19 protein-coding genes are annotated in these 22,537 nt (G+C 60.1%); 7 read left to right on the forward strand and 12 right to left on the reverse strand.

All coding sequences use genetic code 11. The features are described 5' to 3' along the window. The first annotated feature begins 9 nt into the window (after positions 1-9). On the forward strand, positions 10-711 hold the full coding sequence (locus D5261_RS15210) for a hypothetical protein (protein ID WP_119320475.1): 702 nt from the start codon (positions 10-12) through the stop codon (positions 709-711). A 152-nt stretch (positions 712-863) separates the two neighbouring features. On the opposite strand, the gene D5261_RS15215 is transcribed toward D5261_RS15210, so the two are convergent. Next, positions 864-1,283 (reverse strand): hypothetical protein, encoded by a 420-nt coding sequence (locus tag D5261_RS15215; RefSeq protein WP_165864048.1) that lies wholly within the window; start codon positions 1,281-1,283, stop codon positions 864-866. A gap of 267 nt (positions 1,284-1,550) precedes the next feature. Between D5261_RS15215 and D5261_RS15220 the strand changes: the two genes are divergently transcribed. Together D5261_RS15220 and D5261_RS15225 are read left to right on the forward strand one after the other, a co-directional pair. Then, entirely contained in the window at positions 1,551-2,684 is a 1,134-nt protein-coding gene (locus tag D5261_RS15220; RefSeq protein WP_165864047.1) for a Gfo/Idh/MocA family protein, read from the forward strand. Positions 2,685-2,697: 13 nt separating this feature from the next. Then, entirely contained in the window at positions 2,698-3,132 is a 435-nt protein-coding gene (locus D5261_RS15225) for a VanZ family protein (protein ID WP_119320473.1), read from the forward strand. 41 nt (positions 3,133-3,173) lie between these two features. Here the strand turns inward: D5261_RS15225 and D5261_RS15230 are convergent, their stop codons facing one another. From D5261_RS15230 to D5261_RS15260, 7 genes are all read right to left on the reverse strand, one after another. Next, entirely contained in the window at positions 3,174-3,581 is a 408-nt protein-coding gene (locus tag D5261_RS15230) for a hypothetical protein (RefSeq protein ID WP_119320472.1), read from the reverse strand. Continuing rightward, positions 3,582-4,496, reverse strand: a complete 915-nt coding sequence (locus D5261_RS15235; RefSeq protein ID WP_165864046.1) for a glycosyl hydrolase family 18 protein — start codon at positions 4,494-4,496, stop codon at positions 3,582-3,584. A gap of 35 nt (positions 4,497-4,531) precedes the next feature. Continuing rightward, a complete protein-coding gene (locus D5261_RS15240) occupies positions 4,532-6,646 on the reverse strand; it encodes a lactonase family protein (RefSeq protein WP_119320470.1) in 2,115 nt (704 codons plus the stop codon). 10 nt (positions 6,647-6,656) lie between these two features. Then, positions 6,657-7,157: a hypothetical protein gene (locus D5261_RS15245; RefSeq protein WP_119320469.1), complete on the reverse strand. Its 501-nt coding sequence runs from the start codon at positions 7,155-7,157 to the stop codon at positions 6,657-6,659. Between the two features lie 152 nt (positions 7,158-7,309). Next, positions 7,310-8,434, reverse strand: a complete 1,125-nt coding sequence (locus D5261_RS15250) for a PQQ-binding-like beta-propeller repeat protein (RefSeq protein WP_125205872.1) — start codon at positions 8,432-8,434, stop codon at positions 7,310-7,312. Then, positions 8,368-9,126, reverse strand: coding sequence for a ComF family protein (locus D5261_RS15255; RefSeq protein WP_119320467.1), 759 nt, complete (start codon positions 9,124-9,126; stop codon positions 8,368-8,370). The genes D5261_RS15250 and D5261_RS15255 overlap by 67 nt, the downstream gene beginning before the upstream one ends. After that, on the reverse strand, positions 9,123-10,073 hold the full coding sequence (locus tag D5261_RS15260; protein ID WP_119320466.1) for a PfkB family carbohydrate kinase: 951 nt from the start codon (positions 10,071-10,073) through the stop codon (positions 9,123-9,125). The genes D5261_RS15255 and D5261_RS15260 overlap by 4 nt, the downstream gene beginning before the upstream one ends. Before the next feature lie 177 nt (positions 10,074-10,250). On the opposite strand from D5261_RS15260, the gene D5261_RS15265 reads away from it, so the two are divergent. Both D5261_RS15265 and D5261_RS15270 read left to right on the forward strand, forming a co-directional pair. After that, complete coding sequence (locus tag D5261_RS15265; RefSeq protein WP_119320465.1) at positions 10,251-10,766, forward strand: hypothetical protein; 516 nt, start codon at positions 10,251-10,253, stop codon at positions 10,764-10,766. Positions 10,767-10,852: 86 nt separating this feature from the next. Continuing rightward, the gene (locus D5261_RS15270; protein WP_125205871.1) at positions 10,853-11,329 is read left to right on the forward strand and encodes a hypothetical protein; all 477 of its coding nucleotides are present in this window, start codon (positions 10,853-10,855) and stop codon (positions 11,327-11,329) included. A gap of 96 nt (positions 11,330-11,425) precedes the next feature. On the opposite strand, the gene D5261_RS15275 is transcribed toward D5261_RS15270, so the two are convergent. Continuing rightward, positions 11,426-11,884, reverse strand: coding sequence for a hypothetical protein (locus tag D5261_RS15275; protein WP_119320463.1), 459 nt, complete (start codon positions 11,882-11,884; stop codon positions 11,426-11,428). A gap of 280 nt (positions 11,885-12,164) precedes the next feature. Between D5261_RS15275 and D5261_RS15280 the strand changes: the two genes are divergently transcribed. Beyond that, positions 12,165-12,677, forward strand: coding sequence for a hypothetical protein (locus D5261_RS15280; RefSeq protein ID WP_119320462.1), 513 nt, complete (start codon positions 12,165-12,167; stop codon positions 12,675-12,677). A gap of 40 nt (positions 12,678-12,717) precedes the next feature. Here D5261_RS15280 and D5261_RS15285 read toward each other — a convergent pair whose 3' ends face one another. Continuing rightward, complete coding sequence (locus D5261_RS15285) at positions 12,718-13,887, reverse strand: HD domain-containing phosphohydrolase (RefSeq protein WP_119320461.1); 1,170 nt, start codon at positions 13,885-13,887, stop codon at positions 12,718-12,720. A gap of 28 nt (positions 13,888-13,915) precedes the next feature. Further along, the gene (locus D5261_RS15290; protein WP_119320460.1) at positions 13,916-17,164 is read right to left on the reverse strand and encodes a PAS domain S-box protein; all 3,249 of its coding nucleotides are present in this window, start codon (positions 17,162-17,164) and stop codon (positions 13,916-13,918) included. Positions 17,165-17,362: 198 nt separating this feature from the next. Between D5261_RS15290 and D5261_RS15295 the strand changes: the two genes are divergently transcribed. After that, the gene (locus D5261_RS15295) at positions 17,363-19,642 is read left to right on the forward strand and encodes a right-handed parallel beta-helix repeat-containing protein (protein WP_119320459.1); all 2,280 of its coding nucleotides are present in this window, start codon (positions 17,363-17,365) and stop codon (positions 19,640-19,642) included. 78 nt (positions 19,643-19,720) lie between these two features. Here D5261_RS15295 and polA read toward each other — a convergent pair whose 3' ends face one another. Continuing rightward, the gene (gene polA, locus D5261_RS15300; protein ID WP_119320458.1) at positions 19,721-22,522 is read right to left on the reverse strand and encodes a DNA polymerase I; all 2,802 of its coding nucleotides are present in this window, start codon (positions 22,520-22,522) and stop codon (positions 19,721-19,723) included. Between the last annotated feature and the right edge of the window lie 15 nt (positions 22,523-22,537).

Here is a 22,537-nt window from a genome sequence, read left to right on the forward strand (position 1 = left end):
GAATCACGCATGGATTTTCGAGAAAAATTGCGGAAGGTGGCGTCCCTGGTCGTGGAGCTGCCGCCCGAATCGGTAACGCACAGTCCGGCAAGCGGCCACGATCCGTCGGACCCGTACGCCGCGATTGACGCGCAGCTTTCGGGAACCGCGCCTCCGCCGCTGCCGTCGCGAACGGTGGAGCAGCTGGTCGCGCAGTCGGAAGGGCCGAGCCTGGAGGCCGTTCAGGAAGCGGCGTCCGCCATCCCGACATCGCCGGGAGAGCCCGAACTGCTGTCATTTCCGGAGATCTACCGGCAGGCGGGCGTGCCCGCCGCGCCGTTCACCGCCGAGCAGATGCTGGACATGCTGTCGTCCATGCCCGCGTCATTGCCGCTGGACATTCGCCGTCAAACGATCGGCGTCACGCTCAGCGCGATGGGGAAAGCCATCGGCGCGACCCCCGACACCATCGTCGCCGACGCCTCGCGCAAGCTCGCCGCCCTTGCGTCCTACGCCGACACCGTCGCCGCCCATACGGCGGCGTTCACGGCCAGCGCCGATCAGGAGATCGCCGAGCTTCAGCTTGAGATCGACCGCAAGAAGCGCGCGATCGAGACGGCCCGGCAGAACCAGATTGAGGTGGCGCAGTTGTGCCACAATGAGACGGATCGCCTGGACGACGTGCTGGAGTTTTTCAGTTTGGACATTGGGGCTTCCAAGCACGCAGGGTAGCGGATGTTGGTAATTGCAGCCGACATGGATCTTGTCGACTTGCAGAAGAAAAGAAAATGGCCCATCACTCAATCAAAGTGATGGGCCATTTTCTTTTAGGCGGCGACTCGCTCGGCGGGGGATGGGGCCGCGCCGAGAGACGCCTTCCGCCTTTAGTTCAAGTGAAACTCGTGCGCCGAGATCGTGCGGTCGTGCGTGGTGGAGTAGGGATTGGAGACATCCGATGTCTCGCCGAACGGCAGCGCGTTTTCCAGAATGACGACGGCGTCCTTGGGAAGCTCGTCGATGGATCCGGAGAACTTGATCCGCGCGCCGCGCGGCATATCCAGCAGCCGCCACTTGCCCTTGACGGTCTGAGTCTGCGGGCGGGCCGGGAATTCCAGCTGCGGTCCGTTTTTGCCCGCCTCGGTCTGGATATAGGATCCATCATCGTGCAGGAAGATGGTTTCGGTGGAGTCGCCTTCCGAGTGGGTATAGGAGGCCATGGACGGGGCCACCTTGTCTTTTTTGCATCCGGAGACGAGAACGGAGCCGAATGCGAGTGCGACGCACATGGTCTTGAGATATTTCATGGTTTCCCTTTCTGGGCTGAAACTTTTTGTCGCGGCTGCGTATGGTCGCGCGGCCGTTTTATCCTAGCATCGTTACGCATGGCGAGCACAAAATCCTTCCGTGGGACCAAAGTTGCCTCCAACAGTGTTCTATACGGTAAGGAAGCTGATAAAAATACGAGAAATATAAATAAATTTCTTGGTTACCCCATTTGCTTTATCGATAATGCATCAATTCGTGCTAGAATTGAATCAGCGAATGGAGCCACATTTCCGAAGGTCAAAGTCATGAAGAAGATTGGTTTGATGGGCTGTGGGATGATTGCGGATTACGGGCATATTCCGGCGATCCTGGCGACGCAGGGGCTGGAGGCGTGGGCCGTCTACGACCCGAACCCCGAACACGCCTACGGCCTACAGCATAAATACGGCATTCCTCATGGATACGCCATGAGCGATATGTTCTTTGAGTCGGGAATCGAAGCCGTGGTCGTGACGTCCGCCGCGCCGGCGCACAGGCAGAACGTGGAGCAAGCCGCGCGTTACGGTCTCCCGGTCCTCTGCGAAAAGCCGCTGGCGATGACGGACAGCGACGCTGCGTCGATGATCAAGACGATGGACGACGCCGGTTTGCTCCTGACGACGGGTTTTTGCTACCGGTTCAGCGGCGTGTCGCAGAACATCAAGCGCCTGATCCAGGACGGCGCGATCGGCGAACCGCGCACGCTGCGCTTGATCTATATTTGGAACCTGCATGGGCGCGATATCCTTGGCCCTGACGGCAAGCCGCAGATGAACCCGTACTGGCTGGGCCGCATGAACGAGGGCGGTCCGATGGTCGATTGCGGCGTTCACCAGATCGATCTGGCGCGCTGGTGGCTGGACTCGGATGTCGACCACTATCAGGCGGCGGGCGCGTGGGTGGAGAAGTACGAAGCGCCGGACCACATGTGGCTGCACCTTGACCACGACAACGGTGCGCACACGATGGCCGAAATGAGCTTTTCGTACGGTCATACCGTGCGCGATCCGCGCGCGCACTTCTCGTACCACATCATCGGCACCGAAGGCGTCATCCGATATGACCGTGAGGGCTGGCTGTTCGAAGTTCGCACGAAGTTCGGCACGCACCAGCTCCCCGGCTCCAGCGAGAAGGACTTCGAGGGCATGTACGCCGCCTTTGCCCACGCGCTGGAGACCGGCGACACCACCGGCCTTCCGACCGGTTATGACGGCCTGCGCGCCACGCAGATCGCCCGCACCGCCACCGAAGCCGTGATCGACCGCCGCTGGCGCGGCACGACATGCCTCTGCGGCGATTGCTCCCAGCATCAAACGACCACGGTGAATCGGATCGAGACTCTGCCAAAGTCGCTGGTAATGCCGTCGGCGCTCGCGGCCTGCAACGGCCACCACGGATAACGCGGAAACATAAATGGAGCAAAAAGATCAGAAACGCCCTCCGGTTTGGCTGCTTGCCGCCTGGGCGTCCCTGATCTTTTTTACTTCCTGCTTCTTCATCTCCATCGACGTCTGGATCGCCTTTATCAAGCGCATCGTCCCCATCCCCGCCGTCCAGGGCCTCTTCGCCCTGTTCTGGTATCACTGGGGATTCTACGTCGTCAAAGGCTGGCACGCGACTGAGTACGCCGTGCTGGCGAGCCTCCTTTTCCTTACCCTGCGTCGTCGGATCACCCGTATTTCCGCCCTGGCGCTATCGCTCGTCCTGGCCGCCGCATTCGCGGCGAGCGACGAGTGGCATCAAACGTTCGTCCCATACCGAGACGGCTGCCTGCGCGATGTCCTGATCGACACCAGCGGGGCGACGCTGGCGTTGATCGTCTGGGCCGTGAAAACCCGCCGCGGGTAACGGGATGAAACCCTACATGTATTTCTCGATGCTTGGTCCCGCTAATCGGGATGAGCCTTGCAATTCTTCATTGCAAGTTCCCCATCACACCAGAGGTCGTATCGAAATGATCGTGGATGTGCAATCAATTCCAACGACTGTTTCGCCCATTCGCGGATCCGTGGATTCCTTGCTTCCGTGTTTTGCTTAATAAGCCTGACCACTATATCCTGTGAAAATGCTGGCCAGTTGGACCTGACGGCATCGCCGACGTAGAGGTAAAGACACAATAAGAAGAAATCACGATTTGGGCAATTTTTGTCTCCTGCCCATTCTATGACAAGGTCTATATTTGCATCATCGACTACGGCTAACTCCCAGTCTTGCTCGGCTCCATCCGGGTATTCCGCATCAATCGTGTAGGCCCAATCTTTCAATTCGCTGTGAGTAGGATTCCACGGATCAACCATTTATTTCTCTTGCCTCTTCCCGTCGCGGACGCCTTGGGCCGCGCGCCACACTTCGGGCGTTTTCCAGCCGGCGGCGGGGAGCTGTGCGTCCCAGATCCCGATTCCCATCGATCCGTCTTGCTGGAGCCATTGGAGCTGCTCCAGAGCGGTATTTCCCTGCCAGGGGTCTTTGTCCGAGGGAACTCCGACCTGGAGCTTCGCGGCGAATTTGCCGGCGGCTTTTTTTTGTGCGGCGTATGAAGCCCAGTCGGCGGCGCCGGAGCCGATGTCGGCGTAGCCCATGGTGGTGAGGCCGTCCACGAGCGGGAAAAGGTCGGGCCACCAGCTTTGGTTGGGAGCATTCCAGACGTAGGAAAAACTGTCCGCCGTCAGGTGCTTGCGCCGCTGGCGGAGTTCCTGCGAAAGATCGGTCATGAACGCGACATATACTGCCTTGTCTTTGTCCGTCTCGCCGGGGCCTTCCAGATCGATGTCCACGCCGTCGAGATCCAGGCGATCCATTTCATTCACCAGATTCTTCACAAAGTCTTTCTCGTGATCGGTGAAGGCGGCGCGCGCCAGCGGCCAGTCCCACTTGACCGCGCCGTTGTAAACGCACATCATCACGCGGATCCCATGCGCATGGCCCCAGTCGCGCAAATCCGTAACGGCGGCGTCGTTCACTCCTGGGTCCTGGGCGTACGCGACTCCTCCCTGCACGGTCGGCGTCCAGAATTGGAGATCCAGATGCGTGATCGCATTTTGCGGGCCGGTGTCGCCGAAGGAGGATGTCAGCGCCGCCTTGGACGCTGGGATGGCGTAGGGCGGAACCCAGATCGCGACGGGATGTTTGTAGACGTGAAACTTTGCCTCCGCGTGCGCGACCGGAGCGCCGAGCAGTGATGCGCAGCCCAGCGCCATGAGAGTGGAAGCCATGGATTTGATCATTGGTTGCGATGCTTTCTGGTGTGTCAAAAGATATCTAATTCCTGACGCGGGTTGCCTCTGCCGACAGCGCCGTACGGCCCATCGATCTGAAACGGGATCATCGGGGAATTGGCCAACGCGCCACTGGGGAGAAGGCGCTGAACCTGGACGGAATAGTCGCCGGCGATTGTGAGATCGGCGAGGCGGGACAGCACGAAACGATATTGGCGCTGGCCGCCCGGCGGCAGTAGGATCGGAGCGGCGTGGGCTGACGGCGCAAAGAGATCGTGACCGGCGGCGAGCAAAGCCGCCGGGATCGTGGCCGGCTCGCGTTTATTCCGGAAGGTGTCGATGAACCAGGGTCTCGGACCGGTCAGCGCCAGTCGGAATGGGGGCAGGTCCGCGCCCAGCGGGATCGGATGATCGGTGACGTTCTTCAGCACGACCGTCAGCACCACGGGGGAATCGGCGCCAAGCACGTCCGCCGGAAGGCGGGCCGCGATCGTTAGTCCGTCCGTCTCGGCGCCCCAGTGCTGCGGAGTTGGCGAGACGGCGGCTGCGACGTCGTTGGCGGCGGGGACCGCGGTAGGGACATCCAGCGGCGCCGGGACAAGGCCTTTCCGTTCGTCCAGCCGGAACGCCTTCAGGGCGCTGGAGTTCTGGCTGATCACATAAGCGAGATGGCCGGCTCCGAAAAATACCGAGGTGATGGGAGTCTCATACGCCGTCCTTCCGAGCGACTTGAGCGATCCATCCGTTCCGATGCGATAACAGTAAAGCGCGCTTTGGCTGATCGCCGTCAGGAAACGCCCGCTGGGATCGACCGCGAGCGACGTGCAGGGGGCGTATCCCGGCTGCGCGGGCATCGGCCCCCGGGGCGTTTGCGCGCCCGGCAGTTGGGTGAGGCGGCCATGGGCGTCAATACGCATCGGGACGATGAGATCGTCGGGCGAAGATCCATCGGCGTTCATCTCATAGGACTTCGAAGTGAGGATAAACGCAAAGCGTCCAGAGGGAGACAGGGCAATCGCCTGATCGCGTCCTCCCGATGGGCCTGCGGCGCTGCCCGGCGGCGCGAGCGCTTCCGCCACTCGCCCGTCCGGCCCCAGCCGGTAGCCGAACGTCTGGCCGTTACATGCATAGAGAAAGGCGCCGTCGGGGCTGATCGCCGCGAAGTCGGAAAGCATCACATCCTTGTCTATTGCCAAGGAGGTATTCTTCACTCTCGACGTTTCCGTCAGTTGCCCATCGTGTCCAATGGAGTAGAGAGTATTGCCCCAGTTACTCAGAGCGTATAGGAAGCGCCCGTGTGGATCCACAAGGAGCCGCCCTGGAAACTTCTGCGCCGCAACGGTCGTGGGAGACAGGGGCGAGAGCGCGCCATCGTCGCCAATCCGAAACTGAGAAATCGTGTTGTCGTCGCCGTTGCCGACATAAAGAAACCGGCCGTCGGAAGTGGCGACGATGGCGCGGGCGCCGTCGCCCGCGAGCGCGTTCGAAGCCAGCGTGGACGAGACGGCGCCGTCTTGCCCGACTCGAAAACGGCACACCGCCGATATCTTGCGGGCATAGTCTTCGCCGCCCGCCATATAGAGAAATGTCTGATGGCTGGGCGGGGGCGTATATGCTTCCGAGTCGCTGCGCGCGTCCTTGCTCTCGATCACTTGAACCGTCAACGGCCCTGCGCTCAGCGCGGCGGGCGCTGGCTGGCTATGGTCGCCTACGAGCGGCGCTTCCCACCCGGAAATCCGGCGCTGAACGCTCACTTGATATATGCCGGCGCGCGACAGATCGAATAAGCGGGCGAGATTGAAACGGTACAGAAGCGACTTTCCCGAATCGAGACTGATGGCCCAATTGGCGCTCACCGCCATGGGGGATGTGAGCACACGATCTCCAAAGGCCGTGCGGGGGACGGAGCGACCGGCGTTATCCGTGACGGTAATCTGAAACGACGATTCCTCAAACGCGGAGTAGCCTACGATGAGCGGAACGGCGCCGTTGTTATGCAGGGCTAGAGCCAGCGTCACCGGCTGGCCCGCCGGGCATGCCGGACGCTCCAAATTCGCCATCAAGCTGACAGGAACTGACGCATCGGCGAATGCGATCATCGGCGAAAGCGCGAGTATCGCGGCCAGTAGGAATGGCGCTCCCTGCATAATTTCCTCCTCAAAACACGATGGGTTTGTTCACCGCCAACGCCGCCGCCGCAAGCTCGCTCATCTGATGGATGAAGCTGCGGAGGATTTCTTTGTGCTCATCCGTGTAGGCGTCGAGCTTTCGGACGGAAAGATCGTTCACTTCATCCACAAGGTCAAATAGCTCGTGCGTCTCAATTCGATCCCCGCAATGCACGCCGTTGTAGACGACTCGCTCCAGCAGCATCGGATAGTTTCGATGCGCGGCTTGCGCCACGTCGCCGATCAGGCTTCGGATCCGCCCGACGCGGGAGATATTGCCGAGAAAATGGTGAAGCAGCGTGAAATCCTCATGGTCGCAGGGGCGCGCATGGTTTTTCCACTCGTCATACGCCGCATCCTTCTCTGGATCGCCGGTCTCGATTTCCGGAACTCCGTCGGCGCTGATGACGACAAGCTCCGAAAACGGCGGCGTCGTACGCAGTCTGCCCTTTTCATAGCAATCACAATAGACGGAAGCGTCCAAGGTCATCCCAACACCTCATTCTTCGCCAACGTCAAATCGGCCGGCTGTCGTTCCATGCGCTCTAATCCATCAAAATTTACGTTTGGGGATGCCGTAGGACTTCCTTGTATCGTTTTGACACCATCTGGCGGCCTAACTTCAAATGAGGCGTCGCCATTTCATCTGGCAAAGCGGAACAGCTGGAGATGGCGGGAGCCGCCGCTTATCAGCAACCCTTGATCATTGATAGCTTCGATTCGGTATTCGTTGGCTGTGGGTGTCTCTGCGAGGGGCGTATTTTGGATAACCTTACCTTGGCGCACGTCCAGCGCCAGCAGTCGGCATTGCGCTGTGTTTCGGCGGACGTAGCCGGGTTTCTCCTCATCGATCGGTATGTAGGGACGTTTATCGTAGGCGATGATATAGACGTATGGATATTGGTAACGCGATGCATAGAAGTTGCCTTCAGCGAAATAGCCGTCGTCGGAAACGCTGTAAAGCCATTGGGGCGCTCCGTCGCGATCGACTAAACGCAGACGCAGATCGTAGGGAGGGATATCGTCGTAATTGTCTTGTGGCTCTACGTCTTTCGACAACGGGCGCGTATCTATGGAGAGCCGGAGGCTGGGATTGTCTTGCAAGGGCACACGCTCGCCGTAATACAGCCGCTCTGCGTCGGATTTGTCGGGCTTGTCTTCGCGGACTCTCTCTACTCGCTTGCGGTCATGCGCGATCCGTCGTCCGTTGTGAATGTCGAGGATACGGCCGCTGGCGCAAATGACTTCGCCGTTTTCAACGGCGATGGGCGTGTCACGGAACTCGTTGATGAGGCCGGGGATGCATTCGAGAGCCTTCCACAAGTATTTGCGGATGCCGTCGCTGTCCGATGTCCAGAGCAGTTCTCCGGTCACAAGAGAAATTCCATAGCAGCCGATGCTGGCCGTCCAACAACTCACGGTCATCATCTCGCTGGCGACAATCACGCCGGCGTCTACGCCAATGATCTCGTTTGCCTGCTTCTGCGCTCGGCGCCAGATGATCGCTCCCGTCGCGGCGTCGAGGCAGAACCATTGTCCAATGACGTACGGCCCGTAGAAATCCACATGACTGAGATACCCGGATATTCCTGTGCGGGATTCATACCGCCAGGCAGGCTCTGGATCAATAGCTCTCATGCGCTGTCCGGTTTCCGCAGGACTCGACATGCTCTTAATTCCCTGTAAAGCTTTTGAGGTTGCTATCCCGCCGCCAGCGTCAATGCGTAGACGGTCTTTGCTCCCGCCGATTTCAGCGCCGCTGCGCACTCATGAATGCTTGCCCCCGTTGTGCTGACGTCGTCCAGCAGTAATAACGTCTTTCCGGCGATATTGGTTGCGTCGCGAACCGCAAAGGCTCCCAGCAAATTGCTCTCACGCGCGCCGGAGGCGAGGCCGACTTGCGGGCGGGTGTTGCGGACGCGGCGCAGGGATGTCGTGTCCCTTGGGATCGCCAGTTCTTGGGACAGCACGCGGGCAAGGCGTTCGCTCTGGTTGTAGCCGCGCACGCGCCGGCGGGTAGGGTGCATGGGAACGGGGACGATCAGGTCGCATGGCGTGGGGAAGAGATCGGCGGTTTGGAAGTATAGGGCAAGCACGCGGCCGAGCGGCTCGGCGAGTTGTGGTCGATCTCGGTATTTGAACAGATGGATGGCGTGGCGCAGGACGCCGTCGTAGGAGCCGAGCGCGCGAGCGCGGTCGAAGGCGGGAGGGCGGCGGGCGCAGTGGCGGCATGCTTCGGCTTCGCCGGAACTGAGGCCGCACTGGACGCAGGAAGGATTTGGCGGCGGCGTGAACTGCGCGAGGCATTGGTCGCAGATCAGCGCGCTGCCGAGCAGGCCGCATGTGGCGCACTTGGGCGGATAAAGCAGGGAGAGAAAGGGATCGGCGGCGCTTACGAACAGCCGCCGCGCCGCGCGCGTCAGGGTGGGGACGTGCGCGGCGTGGGGGTTGGGGTTCACACCGACGCCTCGTCGAGCGCCTCGAAGAAGGAGATATTTCGGAACTCGCGGTAACGCGCGCCGATCTCGGCGTGTGTCAGCGTGCGCATGCGGTTCAGCGAGAAGTCCTCGACGTTGAACGACGCCAGCACGCTGCCGTAGACGACGGCTTTGCGCAGAGTTTCGATATTTGTGTTGTTCTGCTGGGCGACATAGCCGATGAAGCCGCCGGCGAAAGTGTCGCCCGCGCCGGTCGGATCCGCGATGTCCTCCAGCGGGTAGGATGGGGCGGCGAAGTGCTCGTTGCCGCTAAAAAGCAACGCGCCGTGCTCGCCTTTCTTGATGATGACGGTCTTGGGACCAAGCTCTTGCAGCGCTTTGGCGGCCTTCACCACGCTGAGCTTGCCGGTGAGCTGGCGCGCCTCGGCGTCGTTCATGAAGGCGATGTCCACATGCTTGAGAACTTCGAGGAGCGCGTCGCGCTTGCCTTCGATCCAGAAGTTCATCGTGTCGCAGACGGTGAGCTTGGGAGATTTGACCTGCTTGAGGACGTCCAGCTGGAGCTCCGGGTCGATGTTCGCCAGAAAGACATATTCGGCGTTCTGATGGCTGACCGGCAGCTTCGGCTGGAAGTCCGCGAAGACGTTGAGCTGGGTGTCCAGCGTGTGCGCGATATTCAGGTCGAAGTCGTAGTAGCCGGCCCATCGGAAGGTTTTGCCGCCGGGGATCGTCTGGATGCCGCTGATATCGATATTGCGCGACGCGAGAAAGTCCAGGTGCTCCTGCGGGAAGTCGTCGCCGACCACGCCGACAATCTGCACGGGGGAAAAGAACGAGGCCGCGATACTGGAGTAGTCGGCGGCGCCGCCAAGCGCATCCTGGACTTCGCCGGCGGGAGTGCGCACATTGTCGAGCGCCATGGAGCCGACTATCAGAACGGATGGTGATTGAGAGGTTGTCTCGGACATTGCAAATCCTTGGTCAAGAGTGAATTATCCCCTATGATACCAGCAAGTCCGAGGAGAAGGGACTGTTTTTCGACAATCCTTTGAAGGAGGAAGGATTCTTGCCGCTCTAACAGGAAGTAACCACTACCTTTCCCGGCGTCCCTCGAACATTTTGTACCTGTATAGAGGATTAAGCAAGTGCCGAAAACTAACTCTCAGCTCATCACCGACGATTCCGAAGTATGGTCGCGCGTCCTCGCGCTTTACGGGAATAAGCCCTGCTGGCGCTCCCGGCTTCACTCCCATCTTCCGTTGTCCATGCGCGAAAACCCGCGCCTTCTGATGCCCCTGCTGCGCAAGTCGCTTGCCTGCCCAGGCGCGTTCGCCGACGCGCTGTACGTGTCCTCGCTCTGCCCGGAGCTGACGCAGGACATTATGGAATCCCTCAAGCAGCCCGACCTGCGCGCCGCCGTAAGCCGCGATCAGATCGTGAGCAGCCTGGCGTGTTTGTTCGGCGTGACGTTTCATCCCGGGGCGTTTCTCACCAAGTCCGCCGGCGAGCAGGCGCGGATCTTCGCGCGTGTCCGGTCGGAGTTTGCCCGCCGATTTTCTCTGGATTTTGAAACGACCTTTGGCGGCGAGCGTCTGAGTTTTGAGAGCGTGAACACGCAGAACGATGGTCCCGGCAGCCAGCCGCTGCGCAAATCCTATTAACATTTCCTAATCATCGGACGGGAACACTGTCCAAGGTTTAGGCGTCTCTCCCTTGTGGAATAAGAGTGAACGAAGGGAGTATACAGATGTTACTTAAACGGATTTTCTCGACAATGGCGCTCGGCGCCACCTTACTTACCGGAGCATTGAACGCCAATGCCGGAACGATGCTCGGTAACAGTCATCCTCTGATGGCGACGAATGAGCAGAGGCAGCACGATTATGACGCGCGGCTTCGCCGTCAGCACGACATGGATGTGCGTCGCCAGCACGAGTACGATGCGCGTCTTGGACGCGCGCACGCCATGGATGTGCAGCGCCAGCGTGAGTACGATGCGAAGCACGAACACCGAGATCAGGGGCGCGATCAGCACCAGTATTATTCACGGCTGCGGCAGAAGCAAGCGCAGGATCAGCATAAGTATTACTCGCGGCTGCGGCGTAAGCAGGCGCAGGATCAGCATAAGTACTACGGCCGGCTCCGCGCCGACCAAAGACAGGATCAGCACGAATATTACAGCGGCATCCGCAAGGATCACAAGGATGACGCGAAGCATCATTAATCGTGAGTTCGCTGAAACCGCAAATTCCACAATTTGCCATTACGCGTAAAGAGAGCCCTGCCGTATCATACGGCAGGGCTCTCTTTACGTGCGTTTTTAGCTCGCCTGGAACTCCCGAGGCCAAAGCTCCGAAGCGAGCGTGAGCGCCTGCTGCTTAAGCTGGGTATAGGTGGGCGTGTCGAAGAGAAGGTACACGGTGTCCTGGTGTTTGATCTCATCGGCGATCGGGAGCCAGATGTAATCGCAAACATAGGTGTGACGCTTGGCGGCGGATTCCAAAAACCAGCGGAACTGCGTGAGCAGCGGATGCAGGACGGAGCGTGCGGGAGGCGTATCGGTGGATAGCTTCCTCCACTCGGCGGCGAGCGCATGCAGGGCGGCGGGCGAAAAATGGACCACGACTTCCGGCCGCGTCTCGCCGTCCATCCGGGAGGCGAGGAGCGCGTCGGTCACCGTCAGGCGCAGGGTTCCGTCGAAGTGGCGCGCGATCTGCGTCTGGGAAATCTCGTCGACAATATAAAGCGTGGACCAGGTCTCGGAATCTCGGTTCTGCACGTCCTCTTACCTCTTTCACACATGAGCCGCCGTGTGTCTTTCCATGAAACTTGCTGTTTGGTTGATCGTACCCATGATGATTGCTCGGACACACATTTCTCCGCGTCGATTTTTCATGAGCTTGCCGTTCGACTCAAAACGCGCGTGATTTTGTATGGAGCGCGCGAGGAAGTATGGAATAAAGAGTCGAGAACGCTGAAGATACGCGCCGCCGATGGATGCGCGGCGTCGTTCGCGACGAAGGCTGGCGGGAGAACGTGCGGAGGACTGGAACTTGGCGATGAGCAACAGTGCGAATATAGCGGACCATGGAAAGCGGGCAGCCGCCGGTATTCGCCGGCCGCTCCTCCAGTCATACGCCGATGTGGTGAGCGTGTTTCGGCGCATGCTGCAAATCGGCGACTCGCGCGTATCGGCGCAGGGATCGTCGGGCGGCAAAGATTACCGTTTGTCGTCCGTGCGGCGCGGCGCCAAGCGTCGCCGGCGCGCGCAGAATCCATTTGAGGCGCCCGCCCGGCTGCAAACGACCCAGGCGCTCAGTCCCGCGCTGGACGCAATGATGTCGCAGATCCAGGCGCTGGCGCAAAAAGTCGAGGCGGCGGCGCAGCGTGTGGAGGAAGTTTCGGACAAGGCGGAAGCCGCCGAGCAGACCGCGCTGAAAATGGCCGAACTGACCGCGCTTGCTGCGACGGAGCTTGCCGCCTTCGCCGCGACCGATCAAGCGAAAATCATCGGATTCCGCGAAGCGCCCCGGCGGCGCAACTACGAGTATTTGCCCAATATGGACGCATGATCTCACGCACCGGGCGCATTGCGCCCGGTGAGGCCCGCCGCTACTCCTTGCCTCCGTGATCCTCTCGAACCTCGATTTCAATCGGCTCCTGAATGCCGCTGATTCCCATGAAGTTTCGGATCTTCTCCAGAAGCGTCTCAGAGATCTTATGCCCGGATGAGATCAGCAGCGTCCCATCGCAAGTGTAAATGTCCGAAGCCAGCTTTTGACCCAGGCGGAGCTCCGCGACCATCACCATGCGCGAAGGAACACGTTCCTCGGTTTCGGTGTCTACGTGGAGGCAGAAAGTACAGGCTTCGATGATCGTGTTGTCGTACCAGTCCACGCGCTGACCCATCGCCGCCAGCGCCTGCGTGCGAGACAGGCCACTCGCCTCCAGATATGCGAGATCGTGCAGCACGCGCAGGATGCGCGCGCCGACGGGAATATCATGGCGCGCGAGGCTGTCCTTGGGGAAGCCCGTGCCGTCGTAATTCTTCTTCTGATAGTAAATCATCTCCGCGACCGGCTCCAGACGAGGGATGTTGCTGAGAAGGTTACGGCTGATTTCCGGGACGCGCCGGATCAGGTTTTGCTCGGCTTCGGTCATCTCCTGCTTCATCTGGGATTTGCGGACGACGAACGCGGGGACGGTCACAAGCCCGATTTGGCTGAGCAGCGCGCCCAGTTCGAATTTCCAGTACGGCTCCAGTTTGAGATACTGCGCGACGGCGCGCATCTGCTGTTTCAGAGATTGGACTCGGCCGAAAGACTCTGGGTTGACGACCGAGAGAATCTCGATCATGACGCGGATCGAACCCTGGAGCGTCTTCTCCAAAAGGTCCCGCTCCGCGTTGATCAGATGATACTGCCGCACGCCGGCTTCGAGGGCGAGGGCCATGCTTTCCGGGGGAGCCGGCTTGACGAGGTATCGGAAGATATTGCCCCGGTGCAGCGCTTCGACCGCCGTGCGGAGGTCGGCGTTTCCCGTCAGCATCATGCGCACGGTGTCGGGAGCTAGGCCCTTCGCTCGAGTCAGGAACTGGACGCCGTTCATCCCCGGCATGCCCATGTCGGTGACGATGACGCTGTATGGACCTTTATTCTCGATCATCTGGAGGCCGGCTTCGCCGCCCAGAGCCGTGTCGATATCATATTGTTTGCGCAGATGACGCTGGTAGGCCGAGAGGATGTTCGCATCGTCATCGACAAAAAGTATACGTTCGCTCATTGCTGTTCCTTCGATAGTTTCCGCACTGTCAAGCGGCCTTGGCGTGTTCGATTTCCGTGTCGTTGATCGGAAGCCGAATAATAAACGTGGAGCCGGCGCCCGGTTCGCTTTCCACGGCGATCGTGCCGCCGTGCTTGTCAACGATCACGGAATGCGAAATCGCCAATCCTTGCCCCGTTCCCTTGCCGACGCCCTTGGTTGTGAAGAATGGATCGAAGATCTTTTTCTTGACGTGCTCCGGCATGCCGGAGCCGGTGTCCGAGATCCGGATTTCCACCCATTCGCCATCCTGCATCGTTCGGATCGTAATAACGCCTTTTTCGCTGACGCTGTCGCCGACGACATCCGAGATGGCGTGCGCGGCGTTGACCACCATATTCAGCACCACCTGGTTCAGCTCGCCCGGCAGACAGTGGACCAGCGGCAAACTATCATCGAAATCGGTCACCAGGTCGGCGACATACTTCCATTCGTTACGGGCGACGGTCACCGTGCTGTCGATGGTTCGGTTCAGATCGACGGCCGTCTTCTCCGCCATGCCGGGGTGGGAGAAATCCTTCATGGCGCGCACCAAATGCGCGACGCGCTCCAGGCCCTCCAGAGACTGCTTGATGGCGCTGGGGATCTCCTCGGTTAGATATTCCACATCGGCGGCGTCGACCGCCGCTTTGGTCTTCGCGATCAGTTCCGGGCTGACGCCGCCGTTCTCACTCGCCTCCAGCGATTCCGCATAGGCGTCGAGTGCGCTTTGCAGATCCGTGAAGGCGTCCTGGAGAAAGCGGGTGTTGTCGCTGAGATACTGCACGGGGGTGTTGATCTCATGCGCGATTCCGGCGGCGAGCTGGCCGATGGATTCCAATTTCTGGGACTGCGCGAGCTGACCCTCCAGGATCCGACGGTCCGTGATGTCCGTGCCGATCACGACAAATCCCATCGTGTCGCCGGTGTGTGTCGCGATCGGGTTGATGCTCAGGCCCAGGATGCCGTCCTTGCCGTCGGCGCGAGTGTAGGCCGTATCCTCAACGCGCAGGTTCTGCCCGCTGTTGCGGCAAATCTGGATCGCGTCGAGCACGAATTCCCATTTCCATTGGATGCCGCATTCCCGGAAGGGAAGTCCCAGGACATCGGCGGCGGCGGGGCCAAACAGATTGCGGGCGGCGTTGTTCCAGGTGATAATGGTGTCGTTTTCGTCCACGCCGATCAGCACTGAGGAGATCGCCGTCAGGATCATCTCGGTCTGCGCCGTAATACGCTGCAGCTCCTCCTCGGCTTGTTTACGTTCGGTGATGTCGCGATGGCTGATGATCCGGCCGTACAGGGTTTCGTTGTCCGGCGAAACGACGGGCGCGGAGTAGCCTTCGAGAATGCGCCCGTCCGTCAAGTGCAGCTCAAAGTTATGGGTGCGCCGTGGGAACTCAGCCTCTTCTCGCTTGAGATCGAGGAAACTTTCCCTGCTTTTGATGAACTGCATTTTGTGATCGACTAACTTTTGATGGTTGGCGAGTTGGATCAGATCCGGGGGAATATTCCAGATCTCCATGAAGTGATGGTTGACGCAGGCGATCTTCTGGTTCTCATCCAGAATGAGAATTCCGTCCGGCGCGGCCTCAAGCTGCGCCTTGAGCAGCGCATTGCTGCGGCGTGTCTCTTCTTCGGCGCGCTTGTGATTGATAATCTCCTGCTGGAGCGCGCCGTTCGCGGCGCCGAGTTCGCGCGTTCGTGACACAACGCGCATTTCTAGCTCTTCCTGCGCATCGCGCAGCTCCTGCTCGGAAAGCTTGCGCTGAGTGATGTCGGTAAAAGAGGTGACGGCGCCGGTGACGACGCCATGCTCGTCCGCAAGCGGCGCGGCGTTGACGGACAGCGTGACGGAGCGCCCGTCGGGACGACCATAGATCAGCTCCAGGTCATATACGGGGCGTCCCGATATCAGCGCCTGGGTGATCGGCAGATCTTGCGGCGTGCAGTATTCGCCGTCGGAGCCGCGCATGCGCCATTCCGGATCGAGATAGGAGCCCTGGACGATTTTGTCCCGCGACGCCCCCAGAATCGCTTCGGCCGCAGGATTGGCGAAGGTAAAGCGGCCATTGTCGTCGACAATCGTGATGCCTTCCGCGACTGTTTCCAAAATCCGGGTCAAGTGTTCGGAAGTGCCCTTCAGAGCCTCTTCGGCGAGCTGCTTCTGCGTGATGTCGGTGGCGACGCCGACGACACCCGCGACGGAGCCGTCGTCATCCCAGACGGGGGAGTACCAGGTCTCATAAGAGAAACCATGGAAGTGATCGATCGTCGTCAGAGTATTGCCGGCAAGCGCGCTTCGGCATGCGGCGATGATATCCGGCATACTTCCATAGTAATCGTACAAGGATCGGCCGACCGCCTCGCCGGGCTTGAGGCCTTGCATCTCCAGTCCTCTGCCTTCGGAAACGGTGATCGTCCAATTGCGGTCGAAGGCAAAAAGCACGATCGGCGCGCTTGTGACGACCGTTTGCAGATGGTCCTCTTTGAGCCGCAGGCTCGCTTCGGCCTGTTTATGCTTTGTGATATCCTGATGCGTGTTGATCGCGCCGATAACTGCGCCCTCGGAGTTGCGGATGGCGAAGGCCGCGCACTTGACTGCGTAAGTTCCGCCGTCCGCCCGCAGGGCTTCGCACTCGATTACGTCCGCGGCGTCGCCCGCGAAAATCCGCCGGCAAATCTCGCGCGTTCGGTCCTTCGCCGCTTCCCCTTGAATGGAGTCCCAAACTTGGGCGCCCAGCAGCTGATCGGGATGATATCCGCTGAGATGCTCGTACGCCCGGTTCCATTCGTAGATCTGTCCGTGCTCATCGTAGCAGACGCAGGCGACGGGAAGCCCCTGGAAGAGTTCCTGAAAACGATGGGACGCCTGCGCGAGCAGCATCATCGTGTCGTCGCTTCCGAACGTCTCTTCGGACGGCGCCGCCACCGTGACAGCAGGAGCGATCGGCGACAGGACGGCGATGTAAAGGGACTTGCCAAACAGCTCCGCCGCGCGCAGGGAGAGTGAAATCGGAATTGGGTCGGTGTGCTGGTAGAGCGCATTGAGCTGAAAGTCGCCCGCGACCAGCGACCCGCCGACACGCTCGGAAAACAGCCGGCGCGCCTCCGGCATGATGGCCGTGATGGTCTGCCCGACGCAGTCCGACGCGTCGTAGCCAAAGAGATTCTCCGCTTCGGCGTCGAAGGAAAGTACTGTGCCAGCCTCATCCAGAACGATGGTGGCGAACGAATGGAGTTGTGTGTTTGGTGCGCTCATATTCTCGCTTTTCCGTACTTTGGATTATCGGCGACTGCTGGAAGAAAAAATAGTGATGAGTGCTTGACAGTATCGTGGTTAAATATTATAATGTTCGTACAATATTTGATACTTGTTGAACTAATTGCAATTTCGCGCTTGTGTCCGTTGTCTCGCGGAAGAGACGTTCGATGTTCGTGACTCGGGAAGGAAAATCCAATGACGCGTTTCTCAATGAGTAGTTTTCTAAGTAGTTTTGCTAGATTTGCAGTATTAGTACTGCTTTTCGCGGCCCTGGCGTCGCCGAAACCGGGGCGCGCCCAGTCTTATCCGACGGTGGGTAGCCCGTCTAATCCCGCCGGATTGCAGGCGGCGATCCAGAGCGCTTACAACAGCGGCGCGGCGGGCGTCACGATCGCGCCGGGAACATACAATCTGCCCGTTCCCAGCAGTTGGTACTTAGACTTCGACAATATGCAGAACTTCGTCATCAGCGCCTACGGCGTCACTCTGGTGATGGCCGACGAAGCCTGGTCGGCCATTCACTTTGGAAATTGCCGGAACGTGAGTTTGCAGGGCGCATATATTACCATGGCGCGCCCGTCGTTCACTCAGGGAGCGATCGTCGCCGCCAACGTCGACGCGACAGGGCCGTATTACGATGTTCAGCTCGACGCCGGTTATCCGCGCGACTTCACCAGCGCCGCCCATTGGCTCCTGCCGGGGTATCTTGGCGACGGCAATCTCTTTGACAAAAATACGCGGAAATGGAAGACCGGCATCAACGATGTCGGCGTCACGAGCGTCTCACAGCTCAATGGAAGCGGGCTGTATCGTTTTCGGATCAATGACTCCTGGGCTGTCCCAGGACATGGGGGACCGGTTGTCCTCGGCGATTTCATCGCGATCAAGGGCAGGACGGGCCAGAGCATCGTGCAGGATAACTGCACGGTGACGCTCAGGGATTTGACTCTCGCCTGGGTGGGAGGCGCGCATGAGTATGGCGCCGGGCCCAACTATTATGAGAATCTCTACTGCACCTACCAGCCCGCTCCGTCCGGCGGGACCGTCAAGGGGCTGCTGGGCTATAACGGCGTGAATTCAATCAATACGCGCTTTGGCCCGATCGTCGAGAACTGCACCTGGGAAGGCGCCCCCGACGATGTTTTCAATATCCATGGGCAGTGGGATCAAACGGCGTCCGTCAGCGGCGCGTCGCTGAAATATGGGGCGCAGGGAAACAACGATATTGTCCAGGGAGATATCCTACGCTTCTTTGACAAGCATATGAACTTGATCGATACGGCGACGGTGACCAGCGCGCCCACGGGATCTTCGTTTAGCCCGCCCTCCGGCTCGACCTGGCAATGTTTTTCCGGTGGGACATTCCAATACTACACCGTGACGCTCGATCACGCCGTCCCCGCCCAGTATGACTATCTCATCAACGATGTCAACGCGTCCGGCTTGAACGCGCAGGTGCGGGGAAATCGGTTCCTCAACAATCGAAGCAACGCCGTCCTGATCAAATGCGAGGGGGCGATCGTCGAAAATAACGTGTTCGACGGCTGTTCGGCCAGCGGCGTCGCGATCTTCCCGACGGTGTATTGGAACGAAGGCGGGGCGGTAATCAATCTGACCGTGCAGAATAACATCTTCCGTGACTGCGGGCGGTGGGGACGGACCAATCTCGCCAACGCGGGCGCCGTAACGGTCGGCCTTGACGGCGATCCAGGCGGCATGACCGGGACAACGCTTCTGCGCAATATCACCATCGCCAACAACACGTTCGACAACAACGCCGGTCTGGAAATCACGGCGCGCTACGCCAGCAACGTCTCGCTCCTCAACAATTTCTTCATCAATACGCACCAGGCGCATGCGACGTTCGGCGCGGACCTTGGTTTCGATCAGGGAACGGAAATTCAGCTGGGCGCGACAAACGGCGTCAATTTGACGGGCGATATCGTGCGCAATCAGGGCTCATACGCAACATCGTTGATCAAGACGGACTCCACCGCCGTGAATACGAGCGGTCTGCCCGGCGGCATGGCGCTGGGCCTGAATACGCGCCTTGTCAACGCGAACTTCGACAACGACAATCCGACGCAAACGCCGTCGGGCTGGAGCACCAACGGCCCCACTTTCGACGCGGATTACACGGAATCGTACGGCGGCGCGCGCCGGGGCGCTCTGCATCTGACACACTGGAAGACGAGCGCTTACGAGCTGTACACCTATCAAACCGTGGGAAGTCTGCCGAATGGCTCATACACCCTCCGCGCGTGGGTCAAGGGGAGCGGCGGGCAGACGGCGGCCTACATGGAGGCCAAGGACTTTGGCAATCCGACACTGCGAGCCAATATCGGCGCGCTGTCGAGTTGGACGCAAATCACGATCCCGAATATCGTGGTGACCAATGGGCAGTGCACGGTGGGGTTCTACTCCAAGGCGGGAGCGAACCAGTGGATCATGGCGGATGAGGTGGAGTTCTATTAGGAAGGAGAGGAATGGGGGCGAGGGATTCCCGTATTCCCACTGCGTTCCAGCGGTGGGAATACGGGCAGGGCGATGACGCTATTTCGCGGACATCCAGTCCGCGCCGATGCCGGCTTCGGCGCGCAGGGGAACGCGCAGCTCCATGGAGCGCTCCATTTCCTCGCGAATCAGAGCGGCGTGCTCGTCCGCGAGCTCCACCGGCGATTCGAAGATCAGTTCATCGTGGATCTGCAAGAGGAGCTTGGTCGGAAGCTTATCGCGCGAGATGCGCTTCTGGACATTGACCATGGCGACTTTGATCAGGTCGGCGGCGCTTCCCTGCACCACGGAGTTGATCGCGAGGCGCTCGCCCAGGCTGCGGGTGTGCCCGTTGGAGGAGGAGATTTCGGGAATCGCGCGGCGGCGTCCGAGCAATGTCGCTACGTAACCCTGCTCCAGCGCCTCCTGGCAGCACTTTTGGAGAAATTTGTCGATTCCGGGGAAGCGCTTCTTGTAGTCTGAGATCAATTGCGTGGCGGCGTCCACTTCGAGGCCGTCGATGCGGCGGGCCAATCCATACGCCGTGACGCCGTAGATAATGCCGAAGTTGATCGTTTTCGCCTGGCCGCGCTGCGTGCGGGAAACGGCGTCCTCGCTCACGCCGAAGACCTGGGCGGCGACAGCGGTGTGGATGTCCTGATCGCGCGCAAAGGCGTCGATCAGCGCCTCGTCGCCGCTGAGATGCGCGAGCAGTCGCAGTTCGACCTGCGAATAGTCGGCGCAGATCAGGCGGTATCCATCCGGCGCGACAAACGCCTTGCGCACCTGGCGTCCGACTTCGCTGCGCACGGGAATATTTTGCAGGTTCGGGTTTTGCGACGCCAGCCGTCCCGTGGCCGTCATCAGTTGGTGGAAGCTGGAGTGGATCCGTCCCGTCTCGGGATGCACGGCGTCTCTCAAATTTCCCATGTAAGTGCTGATGAGCTTGGTGAGCTGCCGGTACTCCAGAATCAGGCGTGGCACGCTTGTCCGTGGATCATTTTTGTCCTCGGAGGCGACTAGCTTTTCCAGAACATCGACGCTGGTCGAATACCCCGTCTTGGTCTTCTTGCCTGACGCCAACCCCAGCTTCTCAAACAGCACTTCGGCCAATTGACGCGGCGAGTCAAGATGGAACTCGCAGCCCGCCGCCGCGAGCACTTCGGCCCGCAGCTCTTCGACACGGATCGCAAGGGCGTCGCCCTGCCGCAGCAGTTCGGCGGGATCGCAGGTGATGCCGTTGCGCTCCATCTCCGCGAGAATGACCGCCAGCGGCGACTCCACATCCCGGATCAGCGCGGTCATGCCGACTTCTTCCAACTGCGGCAGCATAAACTCCGTCAGCCGCAGCGCGATATCGGCGTCCTCGGCGGCGTAGGTGACCACTTTGTCCAGCGGCGCCTTGTCGATGGACGTTTGCAGTTCCCCTTCGCCGATGATCTCATTGATGGGGATCATCGTGTAGCCAAGCATCGTCTGCGCCATATGGTCGAGTTTGTAAGACGATTGGCCGGGCGCAACGAGCTGGCCGGCGAGCATGGTGTCGAACGCCGCGCCCTGCAAGGCGATCCCGTTGCGCAGCAGTACGCCGGCGTCGAACTTCATGTTATGCCCGCACTTTGGAATGGAGGGATCTTCCAAAATGGGCTTCATCGCCGCAAGGACCGTCTCCAGGTCCAGATGCTGATCCGGGCTCGGCGAGAGGGTTGGAATATAAACTCCGTGTCCCGCCTTCCAGGCGACGCTGATTCCGCATAGCTTCGCGTCGCGCTCCAGCCCGGTCGTTTCCGTATCGATGCTGATCATGGTCTGCGCGCGGAGCGTCGCTACGAGATCGTCGAGCTGCGCCTGCGTGGTGATTCCCTGATAATCGCCGCGCACGACGGGCGTCCGCGCCGCCTCGTCCTGATCGGCCAGCGCGAACAGTCCGGTGGCGAATGCCGGCGGCGCGGAGGGAGTGGCGGCGGCGGGCGCCGCTGTCTCCAGCTCGCCGGCCAGCCGCCGCACGTCCGTCTGGTAGCGATTGAACCCGAGCTGCTGGAAGATCGGAATGATCTTGTCCAGGCGCGGCGGGCTGACGCGGGCGTCCTCCAGAGAAAAGTCGAACTCGGCGTCGCGCATCAGCGTCACCAGCGCGCGAGAAAGCGGCAGGTGCGCGGCGGCCGCCTCCAGGTTCTCCCGCTTCTTCCCCTTGATCTTGTCCAGGTTCGCGAGAATCCCGTCGATTGAGCCAAACTCCTGCACCAGCTGCACCGCCGTCTTCGGACCAATCCCCGGCACGCCGGGCACATTGTCCACCGTATCCCCCGTCAGCGCCAGCACATCGATGACCTGTTCGGGCGTGACGCCCTTGTTCGCCAGCAGCGCCGGCACATCGATCGTCGTGTCCGTATGGATATCGAACATCGCGACTCGGTCCCCAAGCAACTGCTCCAGATCTTTGTCCTTCGAGACGATCCGGATCTGAACGTCGTTATACTCCGGGTTGTCTAGAATGCGCTGGACAATCGTCGCAATGACGTCGTCCGCCTCCAGACCAGGCTTACTGATAGCCGGAATGCCAAAGAGCTCAATCATCTCCAGCACGCGCGGGATCTGCGCCGTGAGATCCTCCGGCGTCGGATTGCGCGTCGCCTTGTACTCCGGGAACATCTCGTCGCGAAACGTTTTGCCCGGCGCATCAATGGCAACGACGACATAATGCGGGTTGAAAACCGAAAACAGCTTCAGCAACATCCCCGTAAAACCAAAGACCGCCTGCGTCGGCTCTCCGGTCACGGAACTGGTCATGCCGCCGCGAATGGCGAAATAAGAACGGAAGATCTGGGCGTAGCCGTCGATTAGATAGAGTGTTTCTGGCATGGGGAAAAGGAACCT

This window comes from Capsulimonas corticalis (assembly GCF_003574315.2).
Taxonomy (GTDB): domain Bacteria; phylum Armatimonadota; class Armatimonadia; order Armatimonadales; family Capsulimonadaceae; genus Capsulimonas; species Capsulimonas corticalis.